13 protein-coding genes are annotated in these 16450 nt (G+C 60.7%); 12 read left to right on the plus strand and 1 reads right to left on the minus strand.

All coding sequences use genetic code 11. The features are described from left to right. Window position 1: 1 nt before the first annotated feature. Entirely contained in the window at window positions 2–1429 is a 1428-nt protein-coding gene (gene arcD, locus HX821_RS25745; RefSeq protein WP_177036755.1) for an arginine-ornithine antiporter, read from the minus strand. Window positions 1430–1842: 413 nt separating this feature from the next. On the opposite strand from arcD (HX821_RS25745), the gene arcD (HX821_RS25750) reads away from it, so the two are divergent. The 12 genes from arcD (HX821_RS25750) to HX821_RS25805 all read left to right on the plus strand — a co-directional run bounded on the left by arcD (HX821_RS25750) (window position 1843) and on the right by HX821_RS25805 (window position 16333). Continuing rightward, window positions 1843–3270: an arginine-ornithine antiporter gene (gene arcD / locus HX821_RS25750; protein WP_003220056.1), complete on the plus strand. Its 1428-nt coding sequence runs from the start codon at window positions 1843–1845 to the stop codon at window positions 3268–3270. A gap of 24 nt (window positions 3271–3294) precedes the next feature. Further along, window positions 3295–4551, plus strand: a complete 1257-nt coding sequence (gene arcA / locus HX821_RS25755) for an arginine deiminase (RefSeq protein ID WP_003220054.1) — start codon at window positions 3295–3297, stop codon at window positions 4549–4551. 69 nt (window positions 4552–4620) lie between these two features. Next, entirely contained in the window at window positions 4621–5631 is a 1011-nt protein-coding gene (locus tag HX821_RS25760; protein ID WP_003220053.1) for an ornithine carbamoyltransferase, read from the plus strand. 172 nt (window positions 5632–5803) lie between these two features. Then, window positions 5804–6733, plus strand: a complete 930-nt coding sequence (arcC, locus tag HX821_RS25765) for a carbamate kinase (protein ID WP_177036757.1) — start codon at window positions 5804–5806, stop codon at window positions 6731–6733. 18 nt (window positions 6734–6751) lie between these two features. Further along, complete coding sequence (locus HX821_RS25770) at window positions 6752–7114, plus strand: DUF5064 family protein (RefSeq protein ID WP_003220051.1); 363 nt, start codon at window positions 6752–6754, stop codon at window positions 7112–7114. Window positions 7115–7313: 199 nt separating this feature from the next. Then, complete coding sequence (locus HX821_RS25775; RefSeq protein WP_102369776.1) at window positions 7314–8822, plus strand: sigma-54-dependent transcriptional regulator; 1509 nt, start codon at window positions 7314–7316, stop codon at window positions 8820–8822. Between the two features lie 402 nt (window positions 8823–9224). Beyond that, window positions 9225–9608 carry a glycine cleavage system protein GcvH gene (gene gcvH / locus HX821_RS25780; RefSeq protein ID WP_177036758.1) on the plus strand — a complete coding sequence of 128 codons (384 nt, stop codon included), beginning with the start codon at window positions 9225–9227 and terminating at the stop codon, window positions 9606–9608. Between the two features lie 10 nt (window positions 9609–9618). Continuing rightward, entirely contained in the window at window positions 9619–12465 is a 2847-nt protein-coding gene (gene gcvP, locus HX821_RS25785; protein WP_177036760.1) for an aminomethyl-transferring glycine dehydrogenase, read from the plus strand. A gap of 141 nt (window positions 12466–12606) precedes the next feature. Then, window positions 12607–13983, plus strand: a complete 1377-nt coding sequence (locus tag HX821_RS25790; protein ID WP_177036762.1) for an L-serine ammonia-lyase — start codon at window positions 12607–12609, stop codon at window positions 13981–13983. Window positions 13984–14022: 39 nt separating this feature from the next. After that, window positions 14023–15147, plus strand: a complete 1125-nt coding sequence (gene gcvT, locus HX821_RS25795; protein ID WP_003220046.1) for a glycine cleavage system aminomethyltransferase GcvT — start codon at window positions 14023–14025, stop codon at window positions 15145–15147. A gap of 389 nt (window positions 15148–15536) precedes the next feature. Next, window positions 15537–15749, plus strand: coding sequence for a cold-shock protein (locus HX821_RS25800; RefSeq protein WP_003220045.1), 213 nt, complete (start codon window positions 15537–15539; stop codon window positions 15747–15749). A gap of 95 nt (window positions 15750–15844) precedes the next feature. Beyond that, the gene (locus tag HX821_RS25805; RefSeq protein WP_003220044.1) at window positions 15845–16333 is read left to right on the plus strand and encodes an RDD family protein; all 489 of its coding nucleotides are present in this window, start codon (window positions 15845–15847) and stop codon (window positions 16331–16333) included. Window positions 16334–16450 lie beyond the last annotated feature (117 nt).

The following is a 16450-nucleotide window of genomic DNA, read 5'->3' on the forward strand; positions in this document are numbered from 1 at the left end:
CTCACAACGACAATACCCCGCTGTACAACCCATACGCCGCCAGGCTCGCCCCGGCGATCACGCAGGCGAAAATGCCTTTTTCCAGATGGGTAAACAAGGGCTGGCCCTGCTCGCGCTTGGCCAGGGCAAACAGGATCACGCCCGGTGCATACAGCAGCGCCGACAGCAGCAAGTACTTCAGGCCACCGGCGTAGAGCAGCCACACCGCATAGGCCAGGGCGACCAGACTCACCAGCAGGTCCTTGGTGCGTTCGCCATGGGCGCCTTCGTAGGTTTCACCGCGGCCGCTCAACAGCACCGCATATGCCGCCGACCACAGGTAGGGCACCAAAATCATCGATGACGCCAGGTAGATCAGGGTGGTGTAGGTGCTTTCCGAAAACAGCGTGATCACCAGGAACAGCTGGATCATTACATTGGTCAGCCACAACGCATTGACTGGCACCTGGTTGACGTTTTCCTTTTTCAGGAACGCGGGCATGGTTTTGTCATGGGCGGTGGCGTAGAGAATTTCGGCGCAGAGCAACGCCCACGACAGCAGCGCACCCAGCAACGAAACAGCCAGGCCGATGCTGATCAACAGCGCGCCCCAGGGGCCAACGATATGTTCCAGCACCCCGGCCAGGGACGGGTTTTGCAGGTTGGCCAGTTCCGGCTGGCTCATGATCCCGAGCGACAGCAGGTTGACCAATACCAGCAGCGCCAACACCCCCAGGAAACCGATGACCGTGGCCCGGCCCACGTCCGAGCGTTTCTCGGCCCGCGCCGAGTAGACACTGGCGCCCTCGATGCCGATAAACACAAACACCGTGACCAGCATCATGTTGCGCACCTGATCCACCACGCCGCCGAAATTCGGATTACTCAGGCCCCAGATATCCCGGGTAAAGATGTCGGCCTTGAATGCCACGGCGGCGATCACGATAAACATCACCAGCGGTACGATCTTGGCCACGGTGGTGATCTGGTTGATAAACGCCGCCTCCTTGATCCCGCGCATCACCAGGAAATGCACCGCCCACAACAACACCGATGCGCAGCCAATCGCTACCGGGGTATTGCCCTGACCGAACACCGGAAAAAAGTAGCCGAGGGTACTGAATAGCAACACGAAGTAACCGACGTTGCCCATCCAGGCACTGATCCAGTAGCCCCAGGCCGACGAGAAACCCATGTAGTCGCCAAACCCGGCCTTGGCGTACGCGTATACGCCGGAATCCAGTTCCGGCTTGCGGTTGGCCAGGGTCTGGAACACAAAGGCCAGGGTCAGCATGCCCACGGCGGTAATGCCCCAGCCAATCAACACCGCGCCTACCTCGGCCCGCGCCGCCATGTTCTGCGGCAACGAGAAAATCCCGCCGCCGATCATCGAGCCCACCACCAGGGCGATCAAGGCATTGAGGCGCAGCTTTTCCGAGGATTGGGACATGAATACTCCTGAACAAAACAACCATTGAGCCAACAACTGTGCACTCAACTAATTTATTAAGCCGGCGCAGCGTTTATTAGATATAGCCAACAAAGGCGCCTGCTTCATAACTTAAAGGCATGACAATAAAGAGCGTTAAGACAAATTTATAATTTAAATAACGCTGCGCTGTAAAAGTTTGCATATCTGCAAATACGGGCTAGCTTCAAAGGTCCACGCTAATGAGAAAACCTGTTGTTTGAAACGCAGAACCGCTCTACGACGAGCCTCTGCGAGGCACTTGAGCGCCCGTACCCTTCATCATAAGTCATTAATTCACAATGGAATGTGCCAATGAAGTGATCTGAGTCAGCTGTTTGATTAGCGCACGGATTTATTCTGTGGTCTCTCTTCTCCTGCATTGGAGTCATGCGATGTCTGAATCTCCCGGAAAACTTCGACTCGGCGCACTGGTTGCACTTGTCGTGGGTTCAATGATTGGTGGCGGGATCTTCTCACTGCCGCAAAACATGGCGGCCAGCGCCGATGTCGGCGCGGTACTGATTGGTTGGGTGATCACCGCCGTGGGCATGTTGACCCTGGCGTTCGTGTTCCAGACCCTGGCCAATCGCAAGCCCGACCTCGACGGCGGGGTCTATGCCTATGCCAAGGCCGGGTTTGGCGACTACATGGGTTTCTCATCCGCCTGGGGTTACTGGATCAGTGCCTGGTTGGGCAACGTCGGCTATTTCGTGCTGCTGTTCAGCACCCTCGGTTACTTCTTCCCCATCTTCGGCGAAGGCAACACCCCGGCGGCGGTGATCGGCGCGTCGGTGCTGCTGTGGGCCGTGCACTTCCTGGTACTGCGCGGGATCAAGGAAGCCGCGTTCATCAACCTGGTGACCACCATCGCCAAGGTGGTGCCGCTGGTGCTGTTTGTGTTGATCGCGCTCTTCGCGTTCAAGCTGGACATCTTCACCGCCGACATCTGGGGCGTGAAAAACCCGGACCTGGGCAGCGTGATGAACCAGGTGCGCAACATGATGCTGGTCACCGTCTGGGTGTTCATCGGCATTGAGGGTGCGAGCATCTTCTCGTCCCGCGCCGAAAAACGCTCCGACGTCGGCAAGGCCACGGTGATTGGTTTTATCACCGTGCTGCTGTTCCTGATGCTGGTGAACGTGCTGTCCCTGGGGATCATGACCCAACCGGAATTGGCCAAGCTGCAAAACCCGTCGATGGCCGCCGTGCTGGAGCACGTGGTGGGTCACTGGGGCGCGGTATTGATCAGCGTCGGCTTGATCATTTCCTTGCTGGGGGCGCTGCTGTCGTGGGTGCTGCTGTGTGCGGAGATCATGTTCGCCGCCGCCAAGGACCACACCATGCCGGAGTTCCTGCGTAAGGAAAACGCCAACCACGTGCCGGCCAACGCCCTGTGGCTGACCAACGCCATGGTGCAGATTTTCCTGGTGATCACGCTGTTCTCGGCCAGCACTTACCTGTCGCTGATCTACCTCGCCACCTCGATGATCCTGGTGCCTTACCTGTGGTCGGCGGCCTATGCACTGCTGCTGGCGGTGCGCGGTGAAACCTATGAAAGCGCCCCGGGCGAACGCAGGAAAGACCTGCTGATCGGCGCCATCGCGTTGATCTACGCGGTCTGGCTGCTGTACGCCGGTGGCACCAAGTACCTGTTGCTGTCCGCCCTGCTCTACGCCCCTGGCGTGATCCTGTTCGCCATGGCCAAGCATGAACTGGGCAAACCGATTTTCACCAACGTCGAGAAGCTGATTTTCGCCGCAGTCGTCATAGGCGCCCTCGTGGCGGGCTATGGCCTCTACTCCGGCTTCCTGACCCTGTAATTATTGTTCACTGGAGGATCTGTAATGACCACGGAAAAAGTGAAGTACGGCGTACATTCCGAAGCCGGCAAACTGCGCAAAGTCATGGTGTGCTCCCCAGGTTTGGCCCACCAGCGGCTGACCCCAAACAACTGCGATGAACTGCTGTTCGATGACGTGCTGTGGGTAGCCCAGGCCAAGCGCGACCACTTCGACTTCGTGACCAAGATGCGCGAGCGCGACATCGATGTGCTGGAAATGCACAACCTGCTGACCGACATCGTCGCCATCCCCGAAGCGCTGGACTGGATCCTGGAGCGCAAGATCACCGCCAACCAGGTGGGCCTGGGGCTGGTCAATGAGGTCAGCTCGTGGCTGCGCAGCCTGGAGCCGCGCAAGGTCGCCGAGTACCTGATCGGTGGCGTGTCGGCCGATGACCTGCCGAGCAGTTTCGGTGGCAAGACCATCGAGATGTTCCGCGATTTCCTCGGCCACTCAAGCTTCATCCTGCCGCCGCTGCCCAACACCCAGTTCACCCGCGACACCACCTGCTGGATCTACGGTGGCGTGACGCTGAACCCGATGTACTGGCCGGCGCGACGCCAGGAAACCCTGCTGGCCAGCGCCATCTACAAATTCCACCCCGAGTTCACCAACGCGGACTTCCAGGTGTGGTACGGCGACCCTGACCAGGAACACGGCAACGCCACCCTGGAAGGCGGCGACGTGATGCCGATTGGTAACGGCGTGGTGTTGATCGGCATGGGCGAGCGTTCCTCGCGCCAGGCCATCGGCCAACTCGCCCTGAACCTGTTCAAGCACAAGGCCGTGGAGCGTGTGATCGTCGCCGGCCTGCCAAAATCCCGCGCGGCGATGCACCTCGACACCGTGTTCAGCTTCTGCGACCGCGACCTGGTCACGATCTTCCCGGAAGTGGTCAACCAGATCGTCGCTTTCACCCTGCGCCCGGACGAGACCAAGCCCGGCGGCATCGACATCCAGCGCGAAAAAACCAACTTCCTCGACACCGTCGCCGCCGCCCTGAACCTCAAGGCCCTGCGTGTGGTGGAAACCGGCGGCAACAGCTTCGCCGCCGAGCGCGAGCAGTGGGATGACGGCAACAACGTAGTGGCCGTGGAGCCTGGCGTGGTGATCGGCTACGACCGCAACACCTACACCAACACCTTGCTGCGCAAGGCCGGTGTGGAAGTCATCACCATCAGCGCCGGTGAACTCGGCCGTGGCCGTGGCGGCGGCCACTGCATGACCTGCCCGATCATTCGCGACCCAATCGACTACTGATATTCAAACCCTGGCCGCCGCTCATAAGGCGCCGGCCAGGGGGATAACCTAAACAGAAGGAGATCCACCATGGCTTTTAATATGCGCAACCGCAGCCTGCTGTCGCTGATGCACCACACCACTCGCGAGCTGCACTACCTGCTGGACCTGTCCCGCGACCTCAAGCGCGCCAAATACACCGGCACCGAGCGTCCGCACCTGAAGGGCAAAAACATCGCGCTGATCTTCGAAAAAACCTCGACCCGCACCCGTTGCGCGTTCGAAGTGGCGGCCCATGACCAGGGTGCCCACGTCACCTACATCGACCCGGTGTCGTCGCAGATCGGCCACAAGGAAAGCATGAAGGACACCGCCCGCGTCCTCGGCCGGATGTTCGATGCCATCGAGTACCGTGGCTTTGAACAGGAAATCGTCGAAGAGCTGGCCAAGTTCGCCGGGGTGCCGGTGTTCAACGGCCTGACCGCCGAATTCCACCCCACCCAGATGATCGCCGACACCCTGACCATGCGCGAGCACAGCGACAAGCCGCTGCATGACATCAGCTATGCCTACCTGGGCGACGCCCGCTACAACATGGGCAACTCGCTGCTGATGATTGGCGCCAAGCTGGGCATGGACGTGCGCATCGGCGCACCGAAAGCCCTGTGGCCCCATGCTGATTTCATCAAGCAGTGCCAGGCATTTGCCGAGGAAAGCGGCGCGCGCATCACCATCACCGAAGACCCGAAGGAAGCGGTGAAAGGCGTGGACTTCATCCACACCGATATCTGGGTGTCCATGGGCGAGCCGGTGGAAGCGTGGGACGAGCGCATCGAGCAACTGCTGCCGTACCAGGTCAACGCCAAGATGATGAAAGCCTCGGGCAACCCACGGGTGAAATTCATGCACTGCCTGCCGGCGTTCCACAACAGCGAAACCAAGGTCGGCAAGGACATCGCCGCGCGTTATCCAAACCTGGCCAATGGCGTGGAAGTGACCGAAGAAGTGTTTGAGTCCCCGGCCAACATTGCCTTTGAACAGGCGGAAAACCGCATGCACACCATCAAGGCGATCCTGGTGTCGGCGCTGGCGGATATCTAAACCAATACCGCTCCCACTTTTGATACGCGGTCCAAAATGTGGGAGCGGGCTTGCTCGCGAAGGCGGCGTGCCAGTCGCTATATTTTTCACCGACACACCGCTTTCGCGAGCAAGCCCGCTCCCACATTTGGCCCGGTGTTCACAACGCTGGATTCTGGAAGGACAACCTTATATGCGTATCGTCGTTGCACTGGGCGGCAACGCCCTTCTGCGCCGTGGTGAACCCATGACCGCAGACAATCAACGGGCCAATATCCGTATCGCTACCGAACAGATCGCCAAGATCCACAAAGGTAACGAGCTGGTGATTGCCCACGGCAATGGCCCGCAAGTGGGCCTGCTGTCGCTGCAGGCTGCCGCCTACACCCAGGTTTCACCTTACCCGCTGGATGTGTTGGGAGCCGAAACCGAGGGCATGATCGGGTACATCATCGAACAGGAACTGGGCAACCTGCTGGACTTCGAAGTGCCGTTCGCCACGCTGCTGACCCAGGTCGAAGTCGACGCCAAGGACCCGGCCTTCCAGCACCCGACCAAACCCATCGGCCCGGTGTACTCCAAAGCCGAAGCGGAAAAACTGGCCGCTGAAAAAGGCTGGGCGATTGCCCCCGATGGCGACAAGTACCGCCGCGTGGTGGCCAGCCCACGGCCAAAGCGGATCTTTGAAATCCGCCCGATCCAGTGGCTGCTGGAAAAAGGCAGCATAGTGATCTGCGCCGGCGGCGGCGGGATTCCGACGATGTATGGCGAAGACGGCAAGCTCAAGGGCATTGAAGCCGTGATCGACAAAGACCTGTGCTCATCCTTGCTGGCCGGACAACTGGACGCCGATTTGCTGGTGATCGCCACCGACGTCAATGCCGCCTTTATCGACTTCGGCAAGCCCACCCAGAAAGCCATCGGCCAGGCGCACCCGGACGAAATCGAAAAGCTCGGCTTCGCCGCCGGCTCCATGGGGCCCAAGGTCCAGGCCGCCTGCGAGTTCGCCCGCCAGACTGGCAAAACCGCAGTGATCGGTTCACTCTCGGACATCGAAGCGATTGTCCAGGGCAGCGCCGGCACCCGCATCAGTACCGCAAAACCTGGCATCACCTACCTGTGAAGTAGAGGAGAAACGCCTATGGCTACCTTTGAACCTGGTCACCTGCACATCGAACGCCACGCGCTGAACAAGGATGACTACAGCTACAACCTGTGCATCGACTACGAAGTCAGCCAGGACCCAAAGGAAGGCAAGGGAATGCTCTTCAAGATGCACGGCACGGTGCAGGGCAAGGAGCTCAAGGAAGAGTTCTTCCTGCCCAAGGACCAGTCGTTCGACTTCGCCCGGCAGGCGATGAACATCGCGCAGAAGTACGGCATGCCGAAGATTGCCGTGCTCAATGGCCAGATGCACAAGCAGTACGATTTGATGTTTGAGGATGTGCGGCATCAGCTGGATGTGAAGCCTGGGGATCCGGTCAAACCCGAACACCTCGAATAACCCGATTTCCCAGGCACCAACCATCAAATGTGGGAGCGGCGGTGCGACGATTCGACTTGCTCGCGAATGCGGTGTATCAGTTGATACATCCGGTGACTGACACACCGCATTCGCGAGCAAGCCCGCTCCCACATTTTGATCTCTATCTTCTCCAAGGCATACTTGCCACCTCTCGCTCGCCAGAACCAAAAACAGCCCCATGCGTATCCACGTCAGCTTCATCGACCGCGTCGGCATCACCCAGGAAGTCCTGGCCTTGCTCGGTGGGCGCAATCTGAACCTGGATGCGGTGGAAATGGTTCCGCCCAACGTCTACATCGACGCGCCAACCTTGAGTGCCGAGGTACTGGAAGAGCTGCGTGATGCACTGTTCAGCGTGCGCGGCGTGCAAGCCGTGACCGTGGTCGACATCCTCCCCGGCCAGCGCCAGCACCTGCAACTCGACGCCCTGCTCGCCGCCATGACGGACCCGGTACTGGCCCTGGACAGCGCCGGCAAGATCCTGCTGGCCAACCCGGCGCTGATCGCCTTGTACGGTCGCGAACCCGCCGGGGAAAGCATCAACGAACTGTTCGACGACCCAACCCTGCTGGCCACCCTGCTGGAACACGGCTTTCGCCTGGCCCTGCGGGAAATCAGCGTCAACGGCCAGACCCTGCTGCTGGACGCCACGCCGATCACCGACGCCGGCGCCCTGCTGACCCTGTACCAACCCAACCGCATCGGCGAACAACTGTCGGCGCTGCACCATGACCACGCCGAAGGTTTCGACGCGTTGTTGGGCGAGTCCCCGGCGATCCGCACCCTCAAGGCGCGGGCGCAACGGGTGGCGGCGCTGGATGCACCGTTGTTGATCCAGGGCGAGACCGGCACCGGCAAGGAGCTGGTGGCCCGTGCCTGCCACGCCATCAGCGCGCGCCACAGCGCGCCGTTCCTGGCCCTGAACTGCGCGGCGCTGCCGGAGAACCTGGCCGAGAGCGAACTGTTCGGCTACGCCCCCGGCGCCTTCACCGGTGCCCAGCGCGGCGGCAAGCCGGGGCTGATGGAACTGGCCAACCAAGGCACGGTGTTCCTCGACGAGATCGGCGAGATGTCACCTTACTTGCAGGCCAAGCTGCTGCGGTTTCTCAACGACGGCAGCTTCCGCCGGGTGGGCGGCGACCGTGAGGTGAAGGTCAATGTGCGGATCCTCAGCGCCACCCACCGCGACCTGGAAAAGATGGTCAGCGAAGGCACCTTCCGCGAAGACCTGTTCTACCGCCTCAACGTGCTCAACGTCGAAGTGCCGCCCCTGCGCGAGCGCGGCCAGGACATCCTGCTGCTGGCCCGCTACTTCATGCAGCAGGCCTGCGCGCAGATCCAGCGCCCGGTCTGCCGCCTGGCGCCGGGCACCTACCCGGCGCTGCTGGGCAACCGCTGGCCGGGCAACGTGCGCCAGTTGCAGAACGTGATCTTCCGCGCCGCGGCCATTTGCGAAAGCAGCCTGGTGGACATCGGCGACCTGGACATCGCCGGCACCTCGGTGGCGCGGCAGAACGATGGTGAAGTCGACAGCCTGGAGCAGGCCGTGGAGGATTTCGAGCGCGGGTTGCTGGAGAAGCTCTATGTCAGCTATCCGTCCACGCGCCAGCTGGCCAGCCGCCTGCAAACCTCCCACACCGCCATTGCCCATCGCTTGCGCAAGTACGGTATTCCCAGCAAGCCCTGACTGACTGAACGCGATCAACATGTGGGAGCGGGCTTGCTCGCGAATGCGTTGGGTCAGTCAATACATTCGGCACTGACATACCGCATTCGCGAGCAAGCCCGCTCCCACATTTGATCTACGGCGCCCTCAAAAGCGACCTCCGCCTGTACTGAAAGCGCTACAGTGGAACGATATCAATACACACCGTCCCAGGCGTCGCGATGCAAGGCTTTGATCCTCATAGTCTTTTTTTCAACGGCCCAGCTGTAGCGATATCGCTACAACCACCTTCCGATCATCACCCGCCATAATCAGTAACTAATTGTTTTATAACGACAAAAAAACATTGGCCGCAATTTTGCTAAGCAACTCCCCATTATTCCAATCCCGTCCACCAGACGAATCTGGCCCTGAGGAGTTTCCATGAGCGAGTTGCGCTTTACTGAAGATCACGAATGGCTGCGCGCCGAAGCCGACGGCAGCGTGACCGTGGGCATTACCGCTTTTGCGCAGAACGCGCTGGGTGATGTGGTTTTCGTGCAACTGCCTGAGCTGCAGTCCTACGACAAAGGGGCAGAAGCCTCCACCGTTGAATCGGTCAAGGCCGCCAGCGGCGTATACATGCCATTGGACGGCGAAGTCCTCGAAGTAAACGAAAAGCTGGACGGCAGCCCCGAGCTGGTCAACGAAGACCCGATGGGCGAAGGCTGGTTCTTCCGCTTTAAACCGGCTGATGCCGACGCAGTAGCTAAGCTGTTGGATCAGGATGCGTATGACCGCCTGATCAAAGCCAACGCTGAAGCCTGAGGAGCGCGCCATGACTAATCTGACCACCGCCAACGAATTCATCGCCCGCCACATCGGCCCGCGCCAGGACGACGAGCAACACATGCTCGCCACCCTGGGCTTTGATTCCCTGGAAGCCCTGAGCGCCAGCGTGATCCCGGAAAGCATCAAGGGCACCGCTGTGCTGGGCCTGAGCGATGGCTTGAGCGAAGCCGACGCACTGGCTTCGATCAAGGCGATCGCCGCCAAGAACGAGCTGTTCAAGACCTACATCGGCCAGGGCTACTACAACTGCCATACACCGTCGCCGATCCTGCGCAACCTGCTGGAAAACCCGGCCTGGTACACCGCCTACACTCCGTATCAGCCGGAGATTTCCCAGGGCCGCCTGGAGTCGCTGCTGAACTTCCAGACGCTGATCAGCGACCTCACCGGCCTGCCGATCGCCAACGCCTCGCTGTTGGACGAAGCCACCGCCGCTGCCGAAGCCATGACCTTCTGCAAACGCCTGAGCAAGAACAAAGGCAGCAACGCGTTCTTCGCCTCCGTGCACAGCCACCCGCAAACCCTCGACGTATTGCGCACCCGTGCCGAGCCGCTGGGCATCGACGTGGTGGTGGGCGACGAGCGTGAACTGACCGACGTCAGTGCCTTCTTCGGCGCCCTGCTGCAATACCCGGCGAGCAATGGTGACGTGTTCGACTACCGCGAGCTGACCGAGCGCTTCCACGCCGCCAACGCACTGGTGGCCGTGGCCGCCGACCTGCTGGCCCTGACCCTGCTGACCCCGCCGGGTGAGTTCGGCGCCGACGTGGCCATCGGCAGCGCGCAACGCTTCGGCGTGCCGCTGGGCTTCGGTGGCCCGCATGCGGCGTACTTCTCCACCAAGGATGCGTTCAAGCGCGACATGCCGGGCCGTCTGGTCGGCGTCTCCGTGGACCGTTTCGGCAAGCCGGCCCTGCGCCTGGCCATGCAGACCCGCGAGCAACATATCCGCCGCGAGAAGGCCACCAGCAACATCTGCACCGCTCAGGTATTGCTCGCCAACATCGCCAGCATGTATGCCGTGTACCACGGCCCGAAAGGCCTGACCCAGATCGCCAACCGCATTCACCACCTGACCGCGATCTTCGCCAAAGGCTTGGGCGCATTGGGCCTGGCGGTTGAACAAGCCCACTTCTTCGATACCCTGACCATCAAGACCGGCGCGCAAACTGCTGCCCTGCACGACAAGGCTCGCGCCCAGCGCATCAACCTGCGTGTGGTCGACAGCGAACGCGTTGGCCTGTCGGTGGACGAAACCACCTCCCAAGCCGACATCGAAACCCTGTGGAGCGTGTTCGCCGGCGGTAAAGCCCTGCCGGACTTCGCCGCATTGGCTGCCAGCGTTGAAAGCACCCTGCCGGCCGCGCTGCTGCGCCAGTCGCAGATCCTCAGCCACCCGGTGTTCAACCGTTACCACTCCGAAACCGAGCTGATGCGCTACCTGCGCAAACTGGCCGACAAGGACCTGGCCCTGGATCGCACCATGATCCCGCTGGGCTCGTGCACCATGAAGCTCAACGCCGCCAGCGAAATGATCCCGGTGACCTGGGCCGAGTTCGGTGCCCTGCACCCGTTCGCCCCGGCCTCGCAAAGCGCCGGCTACCAGCAACTGACGACCGAACTGGAAGCCATGCTCTGCGCGGCCACCGGTTATGACGCGATTTCCCTGCAACCGAACGCCGGTTCCCAGGGCGAATACGCCGGCCTGCTGGCCATCCGTGCCTATCACCAGAGCCGTGGCGAAGAACGCCGCGATATCTGCCTGATCCCGTCGTCGGCCCACGGCACCAACCCGGCCACCGCCAACATGGCCGGCATGCGCGTCGTGGTCACCGCCTGCGATGCACGCGGTAACGTCGACATCGAAGACCTGCGTGCCAAGGCTATCGAGCACCGCGAGCACCTCGCTGCGCTGATGATCACCTACCCGTCCACCCACGGCGTGTTCGAAGAAGGCATCCGCGAAATCTGCGGGATCATTCACGACAACGGCGGCCAGGTGTACATCGACGGCGCCAACATGAACGCGATGGTCGGCCTCTGCGCCCCGGGCAAGTTCGGCGGCGATGTGTCCCACTTGAACCTGCACAAGACCTTCTGCATTCCCCACGGTGGTGGCGGCCCGGGCGTCGGCCCGATTGGCGTCAAATCCCACCTGACGCCGTTCCTGCCCGGCCATGCCGCGATGGAACGCAAGGAAGGCGCGGTCTGCGCCGCACCGTTCGGCAGCGCGAGCATCCTGCCGATCACCTGGATGTACATCAGCATGATGGGCGGCGCAGGCCTCAAGCGCGCTTCGCAGTTGGCGATTTTGAATGCCAACTACATTTCCCGCCGCCTGGAAGAGCACTACCCGGTGCTGTACACCGGCAGCAATGGCCTGGTGGCCCACGAATGCATCCTCGACCTGCGCCCGTTGAAAGACAGCAGCGGCATCAGCGTGGATGACGTGGCCAAGCGTCTGATCGACTTTGGTTTCCATGCGCCGACCATGTCGTTCCCGGTGGCTGGCACCCTGATGATCGAGCCGACCGAAAGCGAATCCCGGGAAGAACTGGACCGCTTCTGCGACGCGATGATCGCCATCCGCGAAGAAATCCGCGCGGTGGAAAATGGCTCGCTGGACAAGGACGACAACCCGCTGAAAAACGCGCCACACACTGCCGCGGAACTGGTTGGTGAATGGAGCCACCCATACAGCCGTGAACAAGCGGTGTACCCGGTGGCGTCGTTGATCGAAGCCAAGTACTGGCCGCCGGTTGGCCGGGTCGACAACGTGTTTGGCGATCGCAACCTGGTGTGCGCGTGCCCGTCGATCGAGAGCTACGCGTAACCTGATGTGGGAGCGGGCTTGCTCGCGAATGCGGAGTGTCAGTTGATACATCTGGTGACTGACCCACCGCTTTCGCGAGCAAGCCCGCTCCCACATTGGACCGCGTACATCCGTTCAATAATAAGAAACCGGAGAACAACCATGTCTTTAAGCGTGTTCGACCTGTTCAAGATTGGCATCGGCCCCTCCAGCTCTCACACCGTCGGCCCGATGCGCGCTGCCGCTCGATTCGTCGAGGGACTGAAGCGCGACAACCTGCTGGGCGCCACCACCTGCGTCAAGGTGGAGCTCTACGGCTCACTCGGCGCCACCGGCAAAGGCCACGGCAGTGACAAGGCCGTATTGTTGGGCCTGGAAGGCGAGCACCCGGATACCGTGAACACCGAAACCGTTGCCGCCCGCCTGTTGGAAATTCGCGGCAACGCACGCTTGAACCTGCTCGGCGAACACAGCATTGCGTTCAACGAGAAAGAACACCTGGCGATGATTCGCAAACCCCTGCCCTATCATCCCAACGGCATGATCTTCCGCGCCTTCGACGCCGCCGGCTTGCAGATTCGCAGCCGCGAGTACTACTCGGTGGGCGGCGGGTTTGTGGTGGATGAAGACGCCGCCGGCCACGACCGGATTGTCGAAGACGCCACGCCCCTGACGTTCCCGTTCAAAAGTGCCAAGGACTTGCTCGGCCATTGCGCCACCTATGGGCTGTCCATCAGCCAGGTGATGCTGACCAATGAAAGCGCCTGGCGCCCGGAAGCGGAAACCCGCTCCCGCCTGCTGAAGATCTGGCAGGTGATGCAGGACTGCGTGGACGCGGGCTGTCGCAACGAAGGGATTTTGCCGGGAGGGCTGAAGGTCAAGCGCCGCGCCGCCGCGTTGCATCGCCAACTGTGCAAGCACCCGGAATCGGCGCTGCGCGACCCGCTGTCGGTGCTGGACTGGGTCAACCTGTACGCCCTGGCGGTCAACGAAGAAAACGCCAATGGCGGGCGCGTGGTGACGGCGCCCACCAACGGTGCGGCCGGGATTGTGCCGGCGGTGTTGCACTACTACATGCGCTTTATCCCGGGGGCCAGCGAAGACGGGGTGGTGCGCTTCCTGCTCACCGCCGCGGCCATCGGTATTCTGTACAAGGAAAACGCCTCGATCTCCGGCGCCGAAGTCGGCTGCCAGGGGGAAGTCGGCGTGGCCTGCTCCATGGCCGCCGGCGCCCTGTGTGAAGTGTTGGGCGGTACGGTTTCCCAGGTAGAAAACGCCGCCGAGATCGGCATGGAACACAACCTCGGCCTGACCTGCGACCCCATCGGCGGCTTGGTGCAGGTGCCCTGCATCGAGCGCAACGCCATGGGTTCGGTCAAGGCCATCAATGCGGTGCGCATGGCCCTGCGCGGCGACGGGCAACACTTCGTGTCCCTCGACAAGGTCATCCGCACCATGCGCCAGACCGGCGCCGACATGAAAAGCAAATACAAGGAAACCGCCCGTGGCGGTTTGGCGGTCAACATTATCGAGTGCTGACGCCTATAAGCGCGTCCGCACGTTTTTCAGGAGCTGAATATGTCCACCGAAACCCTGTTGAAAACCCCGTTGCACGCCCTGCACATCGAACTGGGCGCGCGCATGGTGCCCTTCGCCGGCTACGACATGCCGGTGCAATACCCGCTGGGCGTGATGAAAGAACACCTGCACACCCGTGAACAAGCCGGGTTGTTCGATGTGTCGCACATGGGCCAGATCCGCCTGACCGGCGCCGGTGCCGCCAAGGCCCTGGAAACCCTGGTGCCGGTGGACATCATCGACCTGCCGGTGGGCATGCAGCGTTATGCGATGTTCACCAACGAGCAAGGCGGCATCCTCGATGACCTGATGGTCGCCAACCTGGGTAACGACGAACTGTTCCTGGTGGTCAACGCCGCCTGCAAGGACCAGGACCTGGCCCACCTGCGCCAGCACATCGGTGACCAGTGCACCATCGAGCCACTGTTCGAGGAACGCGCCCTGCTGGCCCTGCAAGGCCCGGCTGCCGTCAGCGTGCTGGCGCGCCTGGCGCCGGAGGTCAAGCACATGACCTTCATGCAATTCGCACCGACCCGCCTGCTGGGCGTGGATTGTTACGTCAGCCGCTCGGGCTACACCGGCGAAGACGGCTTCGAAATCTCGGTACCGGCCGCGAACGCCGAGGCCCTGGCCCGCAGCCTGCTGGCCGAAACCGAAGTACAGGCCATCGGCCTGGGCGCCCGCGACTCCCTGCGCCTGGAAGCCGGCCTGTGCCTCTATGGCCATGACATGAACACCGAGACCACGCCGATTGAAGCCAGCCTGTTGTGGGCAATTTCCAAGGCCCGTCGTGCTGATGGCGCACGCGCCGGTGGCTTCCCGGGCGCCGATGCGATCTTCACCCAGCAACAAACCGGCGTCAGCCGCAAACGCGTAGGCCTGTTGCCACAGGAACGCACGCCGGTCCGTGAAGGCGCAGAAATTGTCGACGAACACGGCACCGTGATCGGCAGCGTCTGCAGCGGCGGTTTTGGCCCGAGCCTGGGCGGCCCGCTGGCCATGGGTTATCTGGACAGCGCTTTCATCGCACTGGATACCGAAGTATCTGCGTTGGTACGTGGGAAAAAGGTGCCACTACGTGTAAGTAAAATGCCATTCGTGCCACAACGTTACTACCGTGGTTGATTGACTGTTCCTATAAGTAACGCGGTTGCGTTAACGTGCACTAATCTGTAACGCAACCGCCACATTAAAGTGCATTGACGATAGTCAATGTTATGTTCAGTCACCTATAACAAGTGACGAATTCTATCGAATAAACGCGTTCCACATTGTGGGCAGAAGTGTAACGAGGCCGAGCAAAACCTGGGGTTTTGCCGGGGCTTGTTTTTTCTGTATTAGTTGGCGTAGAGTTTGCCCACTGTGTTTGCATGGGTCGCTTTGAACCTGGACCTGGGCAGTAGCCAAAGTTTGCTACAACCCGTTCGACGTCTCTTACTTTCCTGCAACCCAGCCCAGTACTCTTTCATGTGAAAGGGGCTGTCATTAATTTTTTGCGTCAAGGAAATAAGAAAATGGCTGATCGTCAGAGCGGTACCGTCAAGTGGTTTAACGACGAAAAAGGGTTTGGTTTTATCACTCCAGAAAGCGGTCCGGATCTGTTCGTCCACTTCCGCGCTATTCAGGGCAACGGCTTCAAAAGCCTGAAAGAAGGCCAGAAAGTGACCTTCATCGCGGTGCAAGGCCAGAAAGGCATGCAAGCCGACGAAGTACAAGCAGAAGGCTGATCCTTGCTGCGACAAAAAGCCCCTGATATGACATCAGGGGCTTTTTTATGGGCGTTCTTCCGTAAAATGGCTTTTTTCCTGCCGAGAGCCATGCCATGTCGAAACACCTGCTGAGCCCCCAAGGCGAGTTTCCCGCCGTAGGCCTGGGCCGTCGTCTGGCAGCGATGTTCTATGACTTCCTGTTGTGCACCGCCCTGCTGATCGTCACGGCCTTTATCTACAAGCTGGTGTGGATGGGGTTTGTCGGGGAGGCCAAGCTGCGGGCGCTGTCTGAGTCTGGCGCGCTGGATGGTGATCCGCTGTTGTCGACGATTTTGTTTTTTGTGTTGTTTGGGTTTTTTGCCAAGTTCTGGACGCACTCGGGGCAGACCCTGGGGATGCAGGTTTGGGGGGTGCGGGTGCAGAACGCTGATGGGTCGCGGATTAGTCTGTGGCAGGCGTTGTTGCGGTTTGTGGTGTCGATTGCTTCGTGGTTGTGCCTGGGGCTTGGGTTTATCTGGTCGTTGTTCGACAAGCAGAAACGTGGCTGGCATGACATTTATTCGGATACGCGGTTGGTGCGGGTTCCGAAGAAAAAGAAGTAGGTTTTCAGGTTGGGGGCATATCCGTTGCTGCGGTTATGGCCGCTATTGGTTCCGCTTTTACAGCGGCTCACTTTTGAAAAGCGCAAAAGTAAGCAAAACGCTCTTGCCCCACCACTC

The sequence above is a fragment of the Pseudomonas sp. B6001 genome, assembly GCF_013386015.1.
In the GTDB taxonomy this organism is placed as follows: Bacteria; Pseudomonadota; Gammaproteobacteria; order Pseudomonadales; family Pseudomonadaceae; genus Aquipseudomonas.